Genomic DNA, 16344 nt, shown 5'->3' on the forward strand with positions numbered 1-16344 from the left:
ATACGCCGTCACATGGGCGCCACGGAAGTGCAATGCCCATGATCAACGTGTTCGTCAGCCACAGCTTCGGAGGCGATCCGCTGGCCGAGCGGATCACCCTGCGTGTCTTCGAAGGGCTCAGGACCGCGGCGCGGAACTACGACGTGAAGCTGGACAAGGTCCGGCTGCGGCCCGGCAGCGAGTGGTATCCGCAACTGATGTCATGGATAGCGGAGTGCGACGTCGCCGTGGTCTTTCTGAACGCGGCCGCCCTGGAGTCCACTTGGGTGCGTCGCGAGGTCAACATCCTGATGTGGCGGCGATCCCTGTGTCCGTCGCTGCGGGTCCTGCCGGTACTGATCGGTGAGGTGACGGCCGAACAGCTGCGGCAGAGCGGCTTCGAAGAACTTCTGCCCCTGCAGTACGACAAGGTCCCTTACAGCGCGGCCGACCGCTCGTACGCGGACCGGCTCGTCGAGGAGGTGCTCGGCCAGTTCGCCGAGCTGCCCGACGTACGGCACGAGACCGACCACATGCGGTGCTGGATCGAGGACGTGGCGAGACTGCTGAACACGATCCACGACCAGAGGGCTCTGACGGCCACCGGCCGCGCCCTCGGCATCAGGGAAGAAGACCTGCCTCAGATAGCGGCGTTCGCGGGTGGCGCCGAGTTCCTCGCGCACCACATGCTCGCCGCGGCGACGGTCGCGGGGCTCCGGGACGCCGTCCACGAGATCGCGCGGAGCATGAGCGGCAGCCCGCTGACGGACCTCATCGCTCTTCTCACACCCACCTGGATCGATGCGGCGGCGGCCCGTCGGCTGCTCCCTCCGAAGGGGCTCGCGTCGAAACGCCTCGTGGCTCTCAACGCCCGGGAGACCGAGACCGCAGGACAGTACGTGGACCGTGCCATGTGCCGGCGGATCAAGTTCTACCGGTACCAGACCGCGGGCGGCATCCCAGTGGGCGAGGACGCGCTCGACGACTTCGTGACGCAATGCGTCGAGGCCGTGCGCCGAGTGCTCTACCTCTCCGCCAGAAAGAAGCCCCAGGACTTCCGTCCGCGCAAGGACTATCTGCACTGTCTCATCCTCGACGTCCACGAGGTCCGGCCCCGGCTCGTCGAGCGGATCGTGGCCCGTGTGCACGACCTGTTCCCCTGGCTGGTCATCGTGTTGCTCGCCGACGCGTCCGATCCGGCCCGTACACGACTGTCGCCCCGGCTGGCGGATCTCGTGATCCTGCCGGCGCTCGCCGAGGAGGACGAGGATCTCGGGTACCAGCTCACCCAGGAACTCATGGACCTGCCCAATCGCCGCCACGGCCAGGAGGTAAGCGCATGACCGGTGAAGGCCTCCCTCAGCCCGTCACGCCCCACTGGGACGCTCCGGACCGCCACGACGGCCGCGTCTACCTCATGCACCAGCGGATCAAGCTGGCCGTCGACGTCGCCCTGGCCACCGGCCGACCACTGCTGCTGCGCGGGGAACCGGGTTCGGGCAAGTCGTCGCTCGCCGCGCACATCGCCTTCACCAGGCGGTGGCGGTACTACGAGCAGGTGGTCACCTCGCGGACCCAGGGCCGGGACCTGCTGTGGACGTACGACCATGTGCGCCGCCTCGGTGACGCGCAGATCCGCCGTCCGGGAACCGAACTCGACGACGCGGCGTACGTGACACCGGGCCCGTTGTGGTGGGCGTTCAACCCGCTCTCAGCGGGCGGCGACCGGGAGACCAAGCGCGTCGACCCCCGGGAGGAGGTCAACCGGGGGCGCGAGCAGCACAGCGCCGTCGTCCTCATCGACGAGATCGACAAGGCCGACCCCGACATGCCCAACAGCCTGCTCGTGCCGCTCGGTTCACATCGGTTCACAGTGCAGGAGACAGGCGAGGAAGTCGGCAAACACGTCCCGTCCGAGGGCGAGGAGCCCGGTCGTCACTTGGTGATCATCACGACCAACGAGGAAAGGGAGCTGCCCCAGGCCTTCCTGCGCCGCTGTGTCGTCCTCATGCTTGAGGAACCGGACCAAACCCGTCTGGTGAAGATCGCCGAGAAGCACTTCCAGACCGCCGTCGGCGCCTTCACCGCCGCCGACCGGGCACTCGCCGAGGAACTCGCCGACGCGCTGGTGGAGACGCGGACGTATGCCAAGCAGCAGGGACTGCGGCCGCCCAGCACCGCGGAGTTCCTCGACGCGCTGCGTGCCTGCAAGGAGTTGATGATCGACACCGAGCACCCCGACTGGGGCGAGCTGAAGAAGCTCACCCTGCTCAAACCGCAGCAGCCGGAAGCCTGACCATGACGTCGTCGGGCATCTGGCTGGGTGATGTGGCCCGTGCCATGGCCGCCCTGGGGGGCGGGGACCCGGAGACCGTGCGGGCCGTGCGCGAGTTGCTCGGTGTCGAGACGAGCGCCGACGCCGAGGCCGTACGTCCTCTCCCGGTACCGGACGGCGACCCACTACCCCAAGTTCCGGACGCCGCACCCGAGTTCCGTGCCCCCACCGCCGCTCCGGGACCGGCACTGCCGCCACCGGCTCCCGCCAAGGTCTCCGTCCCCGCACCCGGTGACGGACCGACGCTGCTCACCCCCCTGGTGCGGGCGGGCCGACCGCGCGTCGCCTGGACCACGCCCGCCCTGGCCACCGCCTCGCGCACCGGGCGTCCACCGGTGCGCGAGCCGCTGCTCGCGCCCAAGTCGACGTCCGCCATCATCCAGGCCGCCGTCTCCCGCCGGGAGCCCGACGGCGAAGTGGACATCCACCGCGCGGTGGGAAGGCTGGCCAAGGGGCTGCCCTTGAGTACGCTGCCACGTCGCCCGGCCCCGACGCTGCGGTTCGGCGTCCAGGTGCTGGTCGACCGGGGAACCGGCATGCAGCCGTTCCACCGGGATCAGGACGAGTTGATCGCGCACATCCGCAAGACGGTCGGCCAGGACACCACCGACATCCTCCATTTCGAGGATTCTCCCGGCAACGGGGCCGGTCCGGCGGACCGTTGGCCGTGGCAACCGTACGATCCGCCCGCCTCCGGCACCCGGGTCCTCGTTCTCACCGACTTGGGCCTCGGCGGCCCTCCCCGCCATCGGCGAGCGGGGCAGGCCGACTGGGAACGCTTCCTCGACCGGCTCGGCCGAGCAGGCTGTACGCCCGTCGTCTTCCTCCCCTACCCCCGCCACCGCTGGCCCTCCTGGGCCACCGACCGCGTTCGCATGGTCCCCTGGGACCGCAGGACCACGGTCGGCTGGGTCCGTATGCACGACGGCTGAAACAGCGGCTCTCAGGCCACCGACCCGATCCGCCCCGCCGGCGCGGACAGCGACGTCACGTCATGGTGGATCGGCGTGTGCGCCCCCGTGAGCGAGACCCCGCTCCCCCCACGCCTGTTGGCGACAATCTCCGCCCCGATCGACAACGCCGTCTCCTCCGGCGTACGTGCCCCGAGGTCCAGCCCGATCGGCGACCTCAGGCGCGCCAGCTCCAGCTCGGTCACGCCGACTTCGCGCAGGCGCTCGTTCCGGTCCAGGTGGGTCCGGCGGGAGCCCATCGCGCCCACGTACGCCACCGGAAGCCGCAACGCCAGCCGCAGCAGCGGTATGTCGAACTTCGCGTCGTGGGTCAGGACGCACAGGACCGTACGGGCGTCGACCTCCGTCCGCTCCAGGTACTTGTGCGGCCACTCCACCACGATCTCGTCCGCCTCGGGGAAGCGGGCCTTCGTGGCGAAGACGGGCCGGGCGTCGCACACCGTGACGTGGTAGCCGAGGAACTTGCCCACCCGCACCAGCGCCGACGCGAAGTCGATCGCACCGAAGACGATCATCCGGGGGGCCGGGACCGAGGACTCCACCAACACAGAGAGCGGTGCTCCGCAACGCGAGCCCTGCTCTCCGATCTCCAGGGTGCCCGTGCGGCCGGCGTCCAGGAACGCGCCCGCTTCCGCCGCGACCGTGCGGTCCAGTTCGGGGTGGGCGCCGAAGCCGCCGTCGTAGGCGCCGTCGGGGCGGACCAGCAGCGCCCGGCCCATCAGCTCCGCCGGGCCCGAGACCACCCGAGCCACCGCCGCCGCCTCGCCCGTCGCCGCGGCGGCGAGGCCCGCGGTGATCACCTCGCGGACCGGGTCTCCCACCCGTACCGGCGTCACCAGGATGTCGATGATGCCGCCGCAGGTCAGGCCTACCGCGAAGGCGTCGTCGTCGCTGTAGCCGAAGCGTTCCAGGACCGTCTCGCCGTCCTGCAACGCCTGTTGGCACAGCTCGTACACCGCGCCCTCCACACAGCCGCCGGAGACCGAGCCGATCGCCGTGCCGTCGGCGTCGACCGCGAGGGCGGCGCCGGGCTGGCGAGGGGCGCTGCCGCCGACCGCCACCACGGTGGCCACGGCGAAGTCGCGTCCCTGCTCGACCCACCGGTGCAGCTCTTCGGCGATGTCCAGCATCTCTCGGTCTCCTAACGGAAGTTGTGTGCAGCGACTACAGCAGGGCGCTAGTGCACGCCCATCCAGCTCTCAAGGGGATTGAGGGCGAAATAGACGAAGAAGATCACTGTCAGGGCCCACATGAACGCCCCGATCTCCCGCGCCTTGCCCTGGGCGACCTTGATGGCGACGTACGAGATGACACCCGCGGCGACGCCCGCCGTGATCGAGTACGTGAACGGCATGATGACGACGGTCAGGAAGACCGGGATCGCCGTCGCGCGGTCCGCCCAGTCCACGTGCCGGGCGTTCATCATCATCATGGCGCCGATCACGACCAGGGCCGCCGCCGCCACCTCGCCCGGCACTATCGCCGTCAGCGGGGTGAAGAAGAGGCACGCCGCGAAGAACAGGCCCGTCACCACCGACGACAGACCCGTGCGGGCGCCCTCGCCGACACCCGTCGCCGACTCCACGAACACCGTCTGGCCGGACGCTCCGGCCACGCCGCCGATCGCGCCGCCCGCACCGTCGATGAAGAGGGCCTTCGAGAGGCCCGGCATGCGGCCCTGCTCGTCGGCCAGCTTGGCCTCCGTGCCGACGCCGATGATCGTCGCCATCGCGTCGAAGAAGCCCGCCAGGACCAGAGTGAAGACGATCATGCCGACCGTCATCGCTCCCACCTCGCCCCAGCCGCCGAACTCGACGTCGCCGAAGATCGAGAAGTCCGGCATCGAGACCGCGCTGCCGTGGAGTTCGGGGGCGCCGCTCGCCCACTGCCCGGGGTCGATCACGTCGAGGGCGTTGAGGATCACCGCCAGGACCGTGCCGCCGACGATGCCGATCAGGATCGCGCCGGGGACGCCGCGGGCCTGGAGCATGAAGATGGCGAGCAGGGTGGCGGCGAAGAGCAGGACCGGCCAGCCCGCGAGTTCACCCGTGGGACCCAGGGTCACCGGGGTCGCCTTGCCCTGATGGACGAAGCCGGCCTTGTAGAAGCCGATCAGGGCGACGAACAGGCCGATGCCCATGGTGATCGCGTGCTTGAGGGCCAGCGGGATGGCGTTCATGATCATCTCGCGCAGGCCGGTGACGACCAGCAGCATGATGATGACGCCGTACATCACGCACATGCCCATGGCCTGCGGCCAGGTCATCTGCGGGGCGACCTGTGAGGACAGGACGCCGGAGACGGAGAGGCCGGCGGCGAGGGCGAGCGGCACCTTGCCGAAGAAGCCCATCAGCAGTGTGGTGAAGGCCGCCGCGAACGCGGTCGCGGTGATGAGGGCATTCTGGCCGAGGGTGTCCCCCGCCGCGTCCTTGCCGGACAGGATCAGGGGGTTGAGCAGGAGGATGTACGCCATCGCCATGAAGGTCGTGACGCCGCCGCGCACCTCGCGCGCGACCGTGGATCCTCTCCTGGATATGTGAAAGTACCGGTCGAGCCAGGACCGTCCGGCCGGGACGCGGGTGCCTTCTCCCGCGTCGTCGGCAACGGTCTCCGGCTCCAGTGACTGCTGGGTCATGTGGGCCTACTCCCAAGGTTCACAGGGGCCCCCGTCAACCGCCTGTGCGGCTGCGGGATTTGGGAAGGTGCTTCGGCCGCACGACCCGGGGGACGGCCCGAGACGAACGAACAGATGTGGTACAGGGACATGCTCAAGTACCGCGAGCGGTGCGGGACTTGGTGCTCCGGGCGGCGCGATGGAGGTTGTGACGTTCCCTGCGCCGCCCGGAGAGCTTCAACTGGGCGGTTACGCCGTGCCCGTGAGGTGTTCGGGCCTGACCGGCGTCCTGTTGAGTTCCAGCCCGGTCGCGTTCCGGATCGCCGCGAGGACGGCCGGGGTGGACGACAGGGTGGGGGCCTCGCCGATGCCACGGAGCCCGTACGGGGCGTGGTCGTCGGCGAGTTCGAGCACATCGACGGGGATGGTCGGCGTGTCGAGGATGGTGGGGATCAGGTAGTCCGTGAAGGAGGGGTTCCTGACCTTGGCCGTCTTGGGGTCGACGATGATCTCTTCCATCACCGCGACACCGAGGCCCTGGGTGGTGCCGCCCTGGATCTGGCCGATGACGGACAGCGGGTTGAGCGCCTTGCCGACGTCCTGGGCGCAGGCCAGCTCGATGACCTTGACCAGGCCGAGTTCGGTGTCCACCTCGACGACCGCGCGGTGCGCGGCGAAGGAGTACTGGACGTGGCCGAAGCCCTGGCCGGTCCGGAGGTCGAAGGCCTCGGTCGGGCGGTGCCGCCACTCGGCCTCCACCTCGACGCTCTCGCCCTCCAGCACCTCGGCCAGGTCCGCGAGGACCTCGCCGCCGTCGGTGACGACCTTGCCGCCCTCCAGGAGGAGTTCGGCGGTGGCCCACGCCGGGTGGTACGAGCCGAACTTGCGGCGGCCGAGCTCCAGGACCTTCTCGCGGACCAGCTCGCAGGAGTTCTTGACCGCGCCGCCGGTGACGTACGTCTGCCGGGAGGCCGAGGTCGAACCGGCGCTGCCCACCTGTGTGTCGGCCGGGTGGATGGTCACCTGCGTGACGCCCAGCTCGGTGCGGGCGATCTGCGCGTGGACGGTGACGCCGCCCTGGCCGACCTCTGCCATCGCCGTGTGGACGGTGGCCACCGGCTCGCCGCCGACGACCTCCATACGGACCTTGGCGGTGGAGTAGTCGTCGAAGCCCTCGGAGAAGCCGACATTCTTGATGCCGACCGCGTAGCCGACACCGCGGACGACACCCTCGCCGTGCGTGGTGTTGGACAGACCGCCGGGCAGCTGTCGTACGTCGGCCTCCTCGCCGGCCGCGAGCCACTGCTGCTCCGGCGGGAGCGGCATCGCCTTGACGCGGCGCAGGAGTTCGGCGACCGGGGCCGGCGAGTCGACCGGCTGGCCGGTCGGCATGATCGTGCCCTGCTCCATCGCGTTGAGCTGACGGAAGGCGACCCGGTCCATGCCCACCTGGTCGGCGAGCTTGTCCATCTGCGCCTCGTAGGCGAAGCACGCCTGCACCGCGCCGAAGCCGCGCATGGCGCCGCAGGGCGGGTTGTTGGTGTAGAGGGCGATGGCCTCGATGTCGACGTCGTCGACCACGTACGGGCCGATCGAGAGGGAGGAGGCGTTGCCGACGACCGCGGGGGACGCGGAGGCGTACGCGCCGCCGTCCAGGACGATCCGGCACTTGACGTGCGTGAGCTTGCCGTCCTTGGTCGCGCCGTGCTCGTAGTAGAGCTTCGCCGGGTGGCGGTGCACGTGGCCGAAGAAGGACTCGAAGCGGTTGTAGACGATCTTGACCGGCTTGCCGGTGCGCAGCGCCAGCAGACAGGCGTGGATCTGCATCGAGATGTCCTCGCGGCCGCCGAAGGCACCGCCGACGCCGGACAGCGTCATACGGACCTTGCTCTCGGGCAGTCCGAGGACCGGGGCGATCTGCTTGAGGTCGCTGTGCAGCCACTGGGTGGCGATGTAGAGGTGGACGCCGCCGTCCTCGTCCGGCACCGCGAGACCCGACTCGGGACCGAGGAAGGCCTGGTCCTGCATGCCGAAGGTGTACTCGCCCTTGACGACGAAGTCGGCGCGCCGGGCGGCCTCTTCGGCGTCGCCGCGGATGATCGGCTGACGGTGCACGATGTTGGGGTGCGGGACATGACCGATGTGGTGGTCATCGCGGCCCTCGTGGACCAGGATCGCGTCCGGCGCCGTCGCGGAGGCCTCGTCGGTGATGACGGGCAGCTCGCGGTAGTCGACCTTGATCTTGGCGGCCGCGCGGCGCGCGGTCTCCGGGTGGTCGGCGGCGACGATCGCGACCGGCTCGCCGTGGTGGCGTACCTTGCCGTGCGCGAGGACCGGGGTGTCCTGGATCTCCAGGCCGTAGTTCTTCACGTCCGTGGGCAGGTCGTCGTACGTCATGACGGCGTAGACGCCCGGCAGGGCGAGGGCCTCGCTGGTGTCGATGGACACGATCTCGGCGTGCGCGACCGTGGAGCGCAGGATCTGGCCCCAGAGCATGTCCTCGTGCCACATGTCGGACGAGTACGCGAACTCGCCGGTGACCTTGAGGGTGCCGTCCGGGCGGAGCGTGGACTCGCCGATGCCGCCCTTGGTCTGCGAACCCTGGGTGATCTTGGTGGGCGCGCCGCTGGTGGGTTTCGTGGGCATGGTCAGACCGCCTCTCCCTGCCGGGCGGCCGCGAGGCGGACCGCGTCCATGATCTTCTCGTAGCCGGTGCAGCGGCACAGGTTGCCCGACAGCGCCTCGCGGATGTCCGCGTCGGTGGGGTTCGGGTTGCGCTCCAGCATCTCGTCGGCGGCGACCAGCAGACCCGGGGTGCAGAAGCCGCACTGGACGGCGCCGGCGTCGATGAACGCCTGCTGGATCGGGGAGAGTTCGGTGCCCTCGCCGGTCTGCGAGTCCTGGCCCTTGGCCGCCCACTGCTGGGCGTCCTGCATGGACGTACCGCAGGCACCGCTCGCACAACCGCCGTGCTCGGCGCGCTGCTTGGCGAAGTCCGCGAGGCCCTCGACCGTGACGACGTCACGGCCCTCGACCTGACCGGCCGCGACCAGACACGAACAGACCGGCACACCGTCCAGGCGGACCGTGCAGGAACCGCACTCGCCCTGCTCGCAGGCGTTCTTGGAGCCGGGCAGGCCCATGCGCTCACGCAGGACGTAGAGCAGGCTCTCGCCCTCCCAGACGTCGTCGGCCTCCTGCGGACGGCCGTTGACCGTGAAATTGACGCGCATTACGCGACTCCCTCCGTGCGAGCGGCGGTGCCGCGGTACGACTCCCAGGTCCAGGTCAGCGTGCGGCGGGCCATGATGCCGACCGCGTGGCGGCGGTAGCTCGCCGTGCCCCGGACGTCGTCGATCGGGTTGCAGGCGGCGGAGCACAGGTCCGCGAACTGCTTGGCGACCGACGGGGTGATGATCTTTCCGTTGTCCCAGAAGCCGCCCTCTTCGAGCGCGGCGTTCAGGAACTCCTCCGCGGCCTTCGCCCGGACCGGGGTGGGGGCCGCCGAACCGATGCCGGTGCGGACCGTGCGGGTCTCGGGGTGCAGGGCCAGACCGAAGGCGCAGACCGCGATGACCATCGCGTTGCGGGTGCCGACCTTGGAGTACTGCTGCGGGCCGTCGGCCTTCTTGATGTGGACCGCGCGGATCAGCTCGTCGGGCGCGAGCGCGTTGCGCTTGACTCCGGTGTAGAAGTCGTCGATCGGGATCAGGCGCGAGCCGCGCACCGACTCGACCTCGACCTCGGCGCCGGCCGCGAGGAGCGCGGGGTGGGCGTCGCCGGCCGGGGAGGCGGTGCCGAGGTTGCCGCCGACGCCGCCGCGGTTGCGGATCTGCGGGGAGGCGACCGTGTGCGAGGCCAGGGCGAGGCCCGGCAGCTCGGCACGGAGGTTCTCCATGATGCCGGTGTACGGGACGGAGGCGCCGAGCCGCACCGAGTCCTGGCCGACCTCCCACTCGGTGAGGTCGGTGACCCGGTTCAGGTCGAGCAGGTACTCGGGCCGCCGGTGGTCGAAGTTGATCTCGACCATCACATCGGTGCCGCCCGCAATGGGCACAGCGGTGGGGTGCTCAGCCTTGGCGGCGAGCGCCTCCTCCCAGCTGGCGGGGCGAAGGAAGTCCATGACCGGCTCTCTTCTGCGTCTCGTGGGTGGTACGGATCGAGCCAGATCGTGTGCGGCGGGCCCGGCTCGTTCATGAGTTGTTCACGCGGAGTGGGGCCAGTACACAGCGACGTGCTCCGACGGGGTCAGTCACGGAAACTCTGAAGGAGTTGGCTGGTCGGGGCGGGCATCTTGTAGATTCGTATGAACGGAGGGCCTCAGTAACCTCCATGTTTTCCTGTGGAAACGCGCGACACACTGGGCGTGACCTGGGACACAGCCCGAGGGGCGGTGCGCGGAGCACACCGGCCCCACCGGACAGGCGCCTCCCGCACAGGGGCCTCACTGTTCATCGTAGATTTCGAGACAAAGATCGGCGGCGACGAGAATGCGGCTGCGCGCACTGCTGGACACCGACGCGCTGGGCCTGCGGCTGCTCGGCGGCGAGGACGAGCTGGACCGCACCGTACGCGGTGTGATGACCACGGACCTGCGGGATCCGAGCCGCTATCTGTCGGGCGGCGAGCTGGTGCTCACGGGGCTGGCGTGGCGAAGGGACGCCGCCGACTCCGACGCGTTCGTGCGGATCCTGGTGCAGGCCGGGGTGGCGGCGCTGGCGGCGGGCGAGGCGGAGCTCGGCGATGTGCCGGACGACCTGGTGCAGGCCTGTACGCGCAACCGGCTGCCGCTGTTCGCGGTGCACGAGTCGGTGGCGTTCGCGACGATCACCGAGCATGTCGTACGGCAGGTCAGCGGCGAGCGGGCCGGTGACCTGGCGGCCGTGGTGGACCGGCACCGCCGGATGATGACCTCGGGCCCGGCGGGCGGCGGCCCGGACGTCGTCCTGGACCTGCTCGGCTCCGACCTGGATCTGCGGGCCTGGGTGCTGTCGCCGACCGGGCGGCTGATCGCGGGCTCCAAGACCACGGGCCCGGCGCTGCCCGCCGACATCTGCGCGAAGCTCGCGGCGGAGCATCTCGCGGCCGCCCGCACAGGCCGGCGCGGCCCGCACCGGCTGACGCTCGGCTCGACGACGTACTCGCTGTTCCCGGTCCGCAGCAGCGGACGCTCCCCGCAGGCCTCGCGGGACGTGCGCGAGACGGTGCTGTCGGACTGGCTGCTGGCCGTCGAGGCGGACGCCGGGGACTGGCCGGAGGAGCGGCTCGACCTGCTCCAGGGCGTCACCCAGCTGATCGCGGTCGAGCGGGACCGCAGGGACGCCGCCCGCACGGTGCGGCGGCGGCTCGCCCAGGAGATCCTGGAGCTGGTCCAGACGGGCGCGGCGCCCGCCGAGATCGCCGCGCGTCTGCGCGTCGCCGCGCCGGTCCTGCTGCCCGGTCTGGGGGCGGCACCGCACTGGCAGGTCGTCGTGGCCCGCGTCGAGTGGGACGGCGGGGACATCGAGGGCGGTGTGGTCGCCCAGTCGCTGCTGGAGGAGATCCTGGTGGACCCGCTGGCCGGCGGCACCGAGCCGTCCGACCGGATCGCGGTCGCCCACACCGGCGACGAGGCCATCGCGCTGGTCCCGCTGCCCGCGATGTCGACCGAGCACGACGGCTCCGAGACGGGCATCCTCGCCGACGTCCTGCTGGAGTCCGTACGGGACCCGCTCGCCGCCGGGCTCGACGACGACGGCCGGGTCACGCTGGGCGTCAGCGCGGCCGTGCACTCGGCGGAGGGGCTGCGCGGCGCGCTGGAGGAGGCCCGGCACGCCCGCCGGGTGGCGGCGGCCCGGCCCGGCCGGGTGTGCGCGGCGGGCCACCAGGAGCTGGCCTCGCACGTCCTGCTGCTGCCCTTCGTCCCGGACGACGTCCGCCGGGCGTTCACGGCCCGTCTTCTGGACCCCCTGCGGGACTACGACCGTCGGCACCGCGCGGAGCTGATCCCGACCCTGGAGGCGTTCCTCGACTGCGACGGCTCCTGGACCCGCTGCGCGACCCGGCTCCACCTGCACGTCAACACACTGCGCTACCGGGTGGGGCGAATCGAGCAGTTGACGAGTCGTGACCTTTCCCGGCTGGAGGACAAGCTGGATTTCTTCCTGGCGTTGAGGATGAGCTGACATCCGGCGCCGCCGGGGATCCCACGACTTTGTGAAATCCTTCACCCACCCTCTTGGCCGGGCCCCGGAATTCGTGCTGAGATGCGGCCACCACTCAACAGCTCAATGGTGTGCCGGGGAGGGCGAGGTGGCGTATACCGCCATGTCTGGTAACGGAACGACCCCTGACGATCCACTCCAGACCGCGGTATGGCGGCTGCGCTCACGCGCCTGCTGGGCCGACGCGGCAGCCCTGCTCCAGCCGGTGGGCGCGGACGCGGCGTTGCAGCGGGCCGCGCTGCTGGTCGAACGGTGTCTCTACACCGAGCAGGGCTGGGAGGAGGCCGAGGACGCGCTGCGCACGGCCGAGGCGCTGGCCCACACCGACGACGAGCGGGGCGCCGCCGCTTGTGAAAGAGGGCAACTTGCGTACGCGGCCACGCTGCACCAGGTCCGCGACCGGGCCGACGAGGCGCGGGCCGCGCTCGGGCGGGCGGCGGCGCTGATCGCTCCGGGGGCGCCGGGGCGGGCCCTGCTGGACTTCCGGCGCGGGCTCCTCGCCGAGAACCTCACCCGCTCGCCGCAGGCCGCGCGGGCGGCGTACCGGCGGGCGCACGCGGGAGCGGTGGCCCACGCCGATCCCCTTCTGCTGTCCTTCACTTGGCGCCATCTCGCCGGACTCGCCCTGCGGGACGGGGAGTTGGCGGAGGCGCGGCACGGCTTCAGCGAATCGCTGCGGATCCGGGAGGAGTTGGGCTACCTGGTCGGCACCGCTCCGGCGCTGGCCTCGCTGGCCGACGCGGAGGTGGAGCCGGAGGCGTCCCGCCTCCGGGAGGAGGCACGGCGGCTGTTCCGCCTGCTGGGCGGCGTACCGACGTGGCTGTCACGCCAGTTGGCACCACTGCCACCGGCAGCGGGGGCGGCAACGGCCTGAGCGGTGCGGGCGGGATGCGCCACTCGGCTCAGCCCGCCACCCGCGAAGTGCTCCCCCGCTCGACTCAGCCCACCCCCGTGAAGTGCTCCCCCACCAGCGCTCGCACCACGTCGGGAATTCCGGCGATCAACGCGTCCAGCAGGGCGGTGTGTTCCGCCGCGTCCGCGACCAGTTCGGCTCGGCCGCGTGCGGCCGGGCCGCCGGTCAGGGGCCACTGGGCGCGGCGGTGGAGGTCGTCGGCGATCTGGACCAGCTGTTCGTTGCCGGCGAGGGCGAGGACCGCGCGGTGGAAGGCGCGGTCCGACTCGGCGTACGTCGCCCGGCAGCCGGTCGACGCGGCCCGCACCGTGGCCTCGGCGACCGGTCGCAGTTCCGCCCAGCGCTCGGCCGGCACCGTACGCGCCAGCCGCAGTACGACCGGCACCTCGATCAGGGCGCGGACCTCGGCCAGTTCCGCCAGCTCCCGGGCGCCCCGCTCGACGACCCTGAAGCCGCGGTTGGGGACGACCTCGACGGCGCCCTCCAGCGCGAGCTGCTGCATGGCCTCACGGACGGGCGTCGCGGAGACGCCGAAGCGCTCGCCGAGGACGGGCGCCGAGTAGACCTCGCCGGGGATCAGCTCGCCGGTCACCAGCGCGGTGCGCAGGGCGTCGACGATCTGTCCGCGCACGGAGGCCCGCTGGACGAGGGGCCGGGCGCGGTGTTCGGCGGACACGGAGGGCGGCGACACCGGCGGCTGCTCTGCGGGGACCACGGAGGACGGCGTCGGCAAGGGGTGCTCGGCGGGCGGGCGCCCGCCCCGGGCCTTCGGTACGGCGTCGGCGGCGCGGGTGCGTTCGACCTGGGGCTCCGGCAGCGCGCCGTGGGCACGCGCCTGCGACGGCACCCGTACCGGCCCGGTGATCTCCGTCCCGGTGGAGCCCTGTGTGCCCTGCTTCACAAGGAGCCTCCTCCGGACGTGTCGGTACTTGGGGTCATTACGACGGGTTGCTACTCACCCGTCAAGCACCTTAGGCGCAGAAGCCGATGGTTCAAAGCGTGATGATCTTGGGTAAGGTTAGCCTTACCTTTAGAACGTCTGTGCAACGCGGTCGCACAACTGTCCTGGATTGGTGGCCCCACATGCCCGCTCCCGGCTCGGCCCTCACAGACGCCTACAACCGTCTGACCGAGGTCTTTCCGGGCATGACGGTGCGCGAGCTGGGGCCGGCGGAGCCGGCACCCCGGGGCGGGGGATGGGTCGGAGCCCACGCGCTCGCGGCGGGCGGGGACGGCCTCGACGCCTTCCTGGTGTGGGACGACGCACAGGTCCGGCGCGATCACGGACGCCCCGGCCGGCCGGACGTCATCGCGAGCTTCGGACTGCACCGGTACGCCTGGCCCGCGTGTCTGCTGATCACCCTGCCCTGGTTCCTGCACCGCCGGGTGCCGCGCTTCCCCGTGACGCGGGTGTCGTACGACCGGACCCGGGGCCCGATGGACTTCGCCGTACGGGCCGGCGCCTTCGCCTGTCTGCCGGGTGATCCGGCCGCGGCGCTGCCCGGTGCCCGGGTGATCCCGGACGAGGAGGCGCTGCGTGCCGAGGTGCGGGACGCCGTCGCCGAGCACATGGAGCCGCTGCTCGCCGGGTTCGGACCGCGGATGCGGCGACGCGGGCGGGCCCTGTGGGGCATGGTGACCGACGAGGTGGTCGAGGGACTCTGGTACGTCGCCGGACTGCTCGGCGAGCACGAGCGGCGGCGGGCGGAGCGCGAGCTGGAGCTGCTCCTGCCGGGCACGACCAAGCCGTACGTCGGCTCGGCGGCCTTCCGTGAGCTGAGCGGACCGGCCGGCGAGCCGCTGCCCACCCGGGACCGGATCAGCTGCTGCATGTACTACACCCTCGAACCGCAGGACACGTGCGCCACCTGCCCGCGCACCTGCGACGCCGACCGGGTCGTCAAACTGCTGGCGGCGGCAGCCAGTTGAGGGACCCCGCGGAACGGTCGCATCCACCGGTCCCGTAAGATCATCCGTGAACAGGACTCCCGTACGACTCCCGGCCGGTTACAGGGGATTCACAATTTCCTCACCTGCCGCAGGAACTTTCCGTGGAACCACCCGTACGGGTAGTCTTATTCGAACTCAACTCCCGCCCCTCACGCGGCAGTTCGAGCAGAACGCCGCCCTGGGCAATCCCTTGCACCTCCTTGGCGGCCTCTTGCCCCGAAACCCCCTGAGGGCCGGTGGGATTGGGCCACTATGGCGGGCGTTACGCCCTATCCCAATGCAAGGGACCCCAGATGAGACTGACCGACATATCGCTGAACTGGCTGCTTCCGGGCGCCGTACTGCTCCTGGGCATGTTGGCGGCGATGGCGGTGCTGGCGCGGAGCAAGCGGTCCAGCGGGGAGCACGCTAAGGACGACTCGTGGGAGCGCAGCGAGGAGCGCCGCAGGCGCAAGGAAGCCATATACGGCACCGCCTCCTATGTCCTCCTCTTCTGCTGTGCGGCGGTCGCCGCCGCCCTCTCCTTCCATGGCCTGGTCGGCTTCGGCCAGCAGAACCTGAACCTGTCCGGCGGCTGGGAGTACCTGGTCCCCTTCGGCCTGGACGGCGCGGCGATGTTCTGCTCGGTGCTCGCGGTGCGTGAGGCCAGCCACGGTGACGCGGCGCTCGGCTCCCGGATACTGGTGTGGACGTTCGCGGGTGCCGCGGCCTGGTTCAACTGGGTGCACGCGCCCAGGGGCCTGGGCCACGACGGCGCGCCGCAGTTCTTCTCCGGCATGTCCCTTTCCGCGGCCGTCCTGTTCGACCGCGCGCTGAAGCAGACCCGCCGGGCGGCGCTGCGCGAGCAGGGCCTGGTGCCCCGTCCGCTGCCGCAGATCCGCGTGGTCCGCTGGCTGCGGGCGCCGCGTGAGACGTACAAGGCCTGGTCGCTCATGCTCCTGGAGAACGTGCGCAGCCTCGATGAGGCGGTCGACGAGGTCCGCGAGGACCAGCGCCAGAAGGAGACGAACCGGCTGCGCCGCCGCGAGGCGGACCGTCTGGAGCGGGCCCAGCTCAAGGCCATCAGCCGGGGGCACCGCGGATTCATCGGCCGCGGCGGCGGCCGGCAGGTCGAGACCCAGGCCCTGGAGCGGGGCGGCGACCGAGCCACCGCGGAGCCTGCCATATCTACGACGCCGGAACAGCTGCCCGTGCGCTCGCGTCCGTCCCTTCAGCCGGTCCGTCAAGGCACTGAGCCGATCACCGTCGACCTCACCGCGGAGGACGACACCATGGCCCTGCCGCGGCTCGACTCCCTGGAGCGCAAGCTCAAGGACCTTGAGCAGCAGTTCGGTTAAGGCCTTCGGGAACCACGCGAGGGGGGTACGGCCGGGTGGCCG

The 16344-nt window shown here is 71.0% G+C and carries 13 protein-coding genes; 7 read left to right on the top strand and 6 right to left on the bottom strand.

Annotation, left to right across the window (positions count from 1 at the left end):
- Window positions 1-32 precede the first annotated feature (32 nt).
- The 3 genes from OG866_RS09210 to OG866_RS09220 are packed head-to-tail and all read left to right on the top strand — an operon-like array spanning window position 33 to window position 3246.
- Entirely contained in the window at window positions 33-1322 is a 1290-nt protein-coding gene (locus tag OG866_RS09210) for a toll/interleukin-1 receptor domain-containing protein (RefSeq protein WP_329333208.1), read from the top strand.
- Window positions 1319-2275 (top strand): AAA family ATPase, encoded by a 957-nt coding sequence (locus tag OG866_RS09215; RefSeq protein ID WP_329333210.1) that lies wholly within the window; start codon window positions 1319-1321, stop codon window positions 2273-2275. Before OG866_RS09210 ends, OG866_RS09215 begins: the two co-directional genes overlap by 4 nt.
- Window positions 2276-2277: 2 nt before the next feature.
- Window positions 2278-3246 carry a hypothetical protein gene (locus OG866_RS09220; protein WP_329333213.1) on the top strand — a complete coding sequence of 323 codons (969 nt, stop codon included), beginning with the start codon at window positions 2278-2280 and terminating at the stop codon, window positions 3244-3246.
- Window positions 3247-3257: 11 nt separating this feature from the next.
- Here OG866_RS09220 and OG866_RS09225 read toward each other — a convergent pair whose 3' ends face one another.
- The 5 genes from OG866_RS09225 to OG866_RS09245 form a co-directional block, all read right to left on the bottom strand.
- Window positions 3258-4415: an XdhC/CoxI family protein gene (locus tag OG866_RS09225; RefSeq protein WP_329333214.1), complete on the bottom strand. Its 1158-nt coding sequence runs from the start codon at window positions 4413-4415 to the stop codon at window positions 3258-3260.
- 47 nt (window positions 4416-4462) lie between these two features.
- A complete protein-coding gene (locus OG866_RS09230; RefSeq protein ID WP_329333215.1) occupies window positions 4463-5920 on the bottom strand; it encodes an NCS2 family permease in 1458 nt (485 codons plus the stop codon).
- 228 nt (window positions 5921-6148) lie between these two features.
- Window positions 6149-8545: a xanthine dehydrogenase family protein molybdopterin-binding subunit gene (locus OG866_RS09235; RefSeq protein WP_329333216.1), complete on the bottom strand. Its 2397-nt coding sequence runs from the start codon at window positions 8543-8545 to the stop codon at window positions 6149-6151.
- Window positions 8546-8547: 2 nt separating this feature from the next.
- Window positions 8548-9132, bottom strand: coding sequence for a (2Fe-2S)-binding protein (locus OG866_RS09240; RefSeq protein WP_329333217.1), 585 nt, complete (start codon window positions 9130-9132; stop codon window positions 8548-8550).
- A complete protein-coding gene (locus OG866_RS09245) occupies window positions 9132-10022 on the bottom strand; it encodes an FAD binding domain-containing protein (protein WP_329333218.1) in 891 nt (296 codons plus the stop codon). The genes OG866_RS09240 and OG866_RS09245 overlap by 1 nt, the downstream gene beginning before the upstream one ends.
- A gap of 367 nt (window positions 10023-10389) precedes the next feature.
- On the opposite strand from OG866_RS09245, the gene OG866_RS09250 reads away from it, so the two are divergent.
- Together OG866_RS09250 and OG866_RS09255 are read left to right on the top strand one after the other, a co-directional pair.
- On the top strand, window positions 10390-12063 hold the full coding sequence (locus OG866_RS09250) for a PucR family transcriptional regulator (protein WP_329333219.1): 1674 nt from the start codon (window positions 10390-10392) through the stop codon (window positions 12061-12063).
- A 127-nt stretch (window positions 12064-12190) separates the two neighbouring features.
- On the top strand, window positions 12191-12976 hold the full coding sequence (locus OG866_RS09255; RefSeq protein WP_329333221.1) for a hypothetical protein: 786 nt from the start codon (window positions 12191-12193) through the stop codon (window positions 12974-12976).
- A 64-nt stretch (window positions 12977-13040) separates the two neighbouring features.
- Here the strand turns inward: OG866_RS09255 and OG866_RS09260 are convergent, their stop codons facing one another.
- Window positions 13041-13916, bottom strand: coding sequence for a GntR family transcriptional regulator (locus tag OG866_RS09260; RefSeq protein ID WP_329333223.1), 876 nt, complete (start codon window positions 13914-13916; stop codon window positions 13041-13043).
- 182 nt (window positions 13917-14098) lie between these two features.
- Here OG866_RS09260 and OG866_RS09265 point away from each other — a divergent pair, with 182 nt between their 5' ends.
- Window positions 14099-14944 (top strand): (2Fe-2S)-binding protein, encoded by an 846-nt coding sequence (locus OG866_RS09265; RefSeq protein WP_329333224.1) that lies wholly within the window; start codon window positions 14099-14101, stop codon window positions 14942-14944.
- Window positions 14945-15258: 314 nt separating this feature from the next.
- Window positions 15259-16302: a DUF2637 domain-containing protein gene (locus OG866_RS09270; protein WP_329333226.1), complete on the top strand. Its 1044-nt coding sequence runs from the start codon at window positions 15259-15261 to the stop codon at window positions 16300-16302.
- Window positions 16303-16344: the final 42 nt, after the last annotated feature.

The sequence above is a fragment of the Streptomyces sp. NBC_00663 genome, assembly GCF_036226885.1.
Classification (GTDB): domain Bacteria; phylum Actinomycetota; class Actinomycetes; order Streptomycetales; family Streptomycetaceae; genus Streptomyces.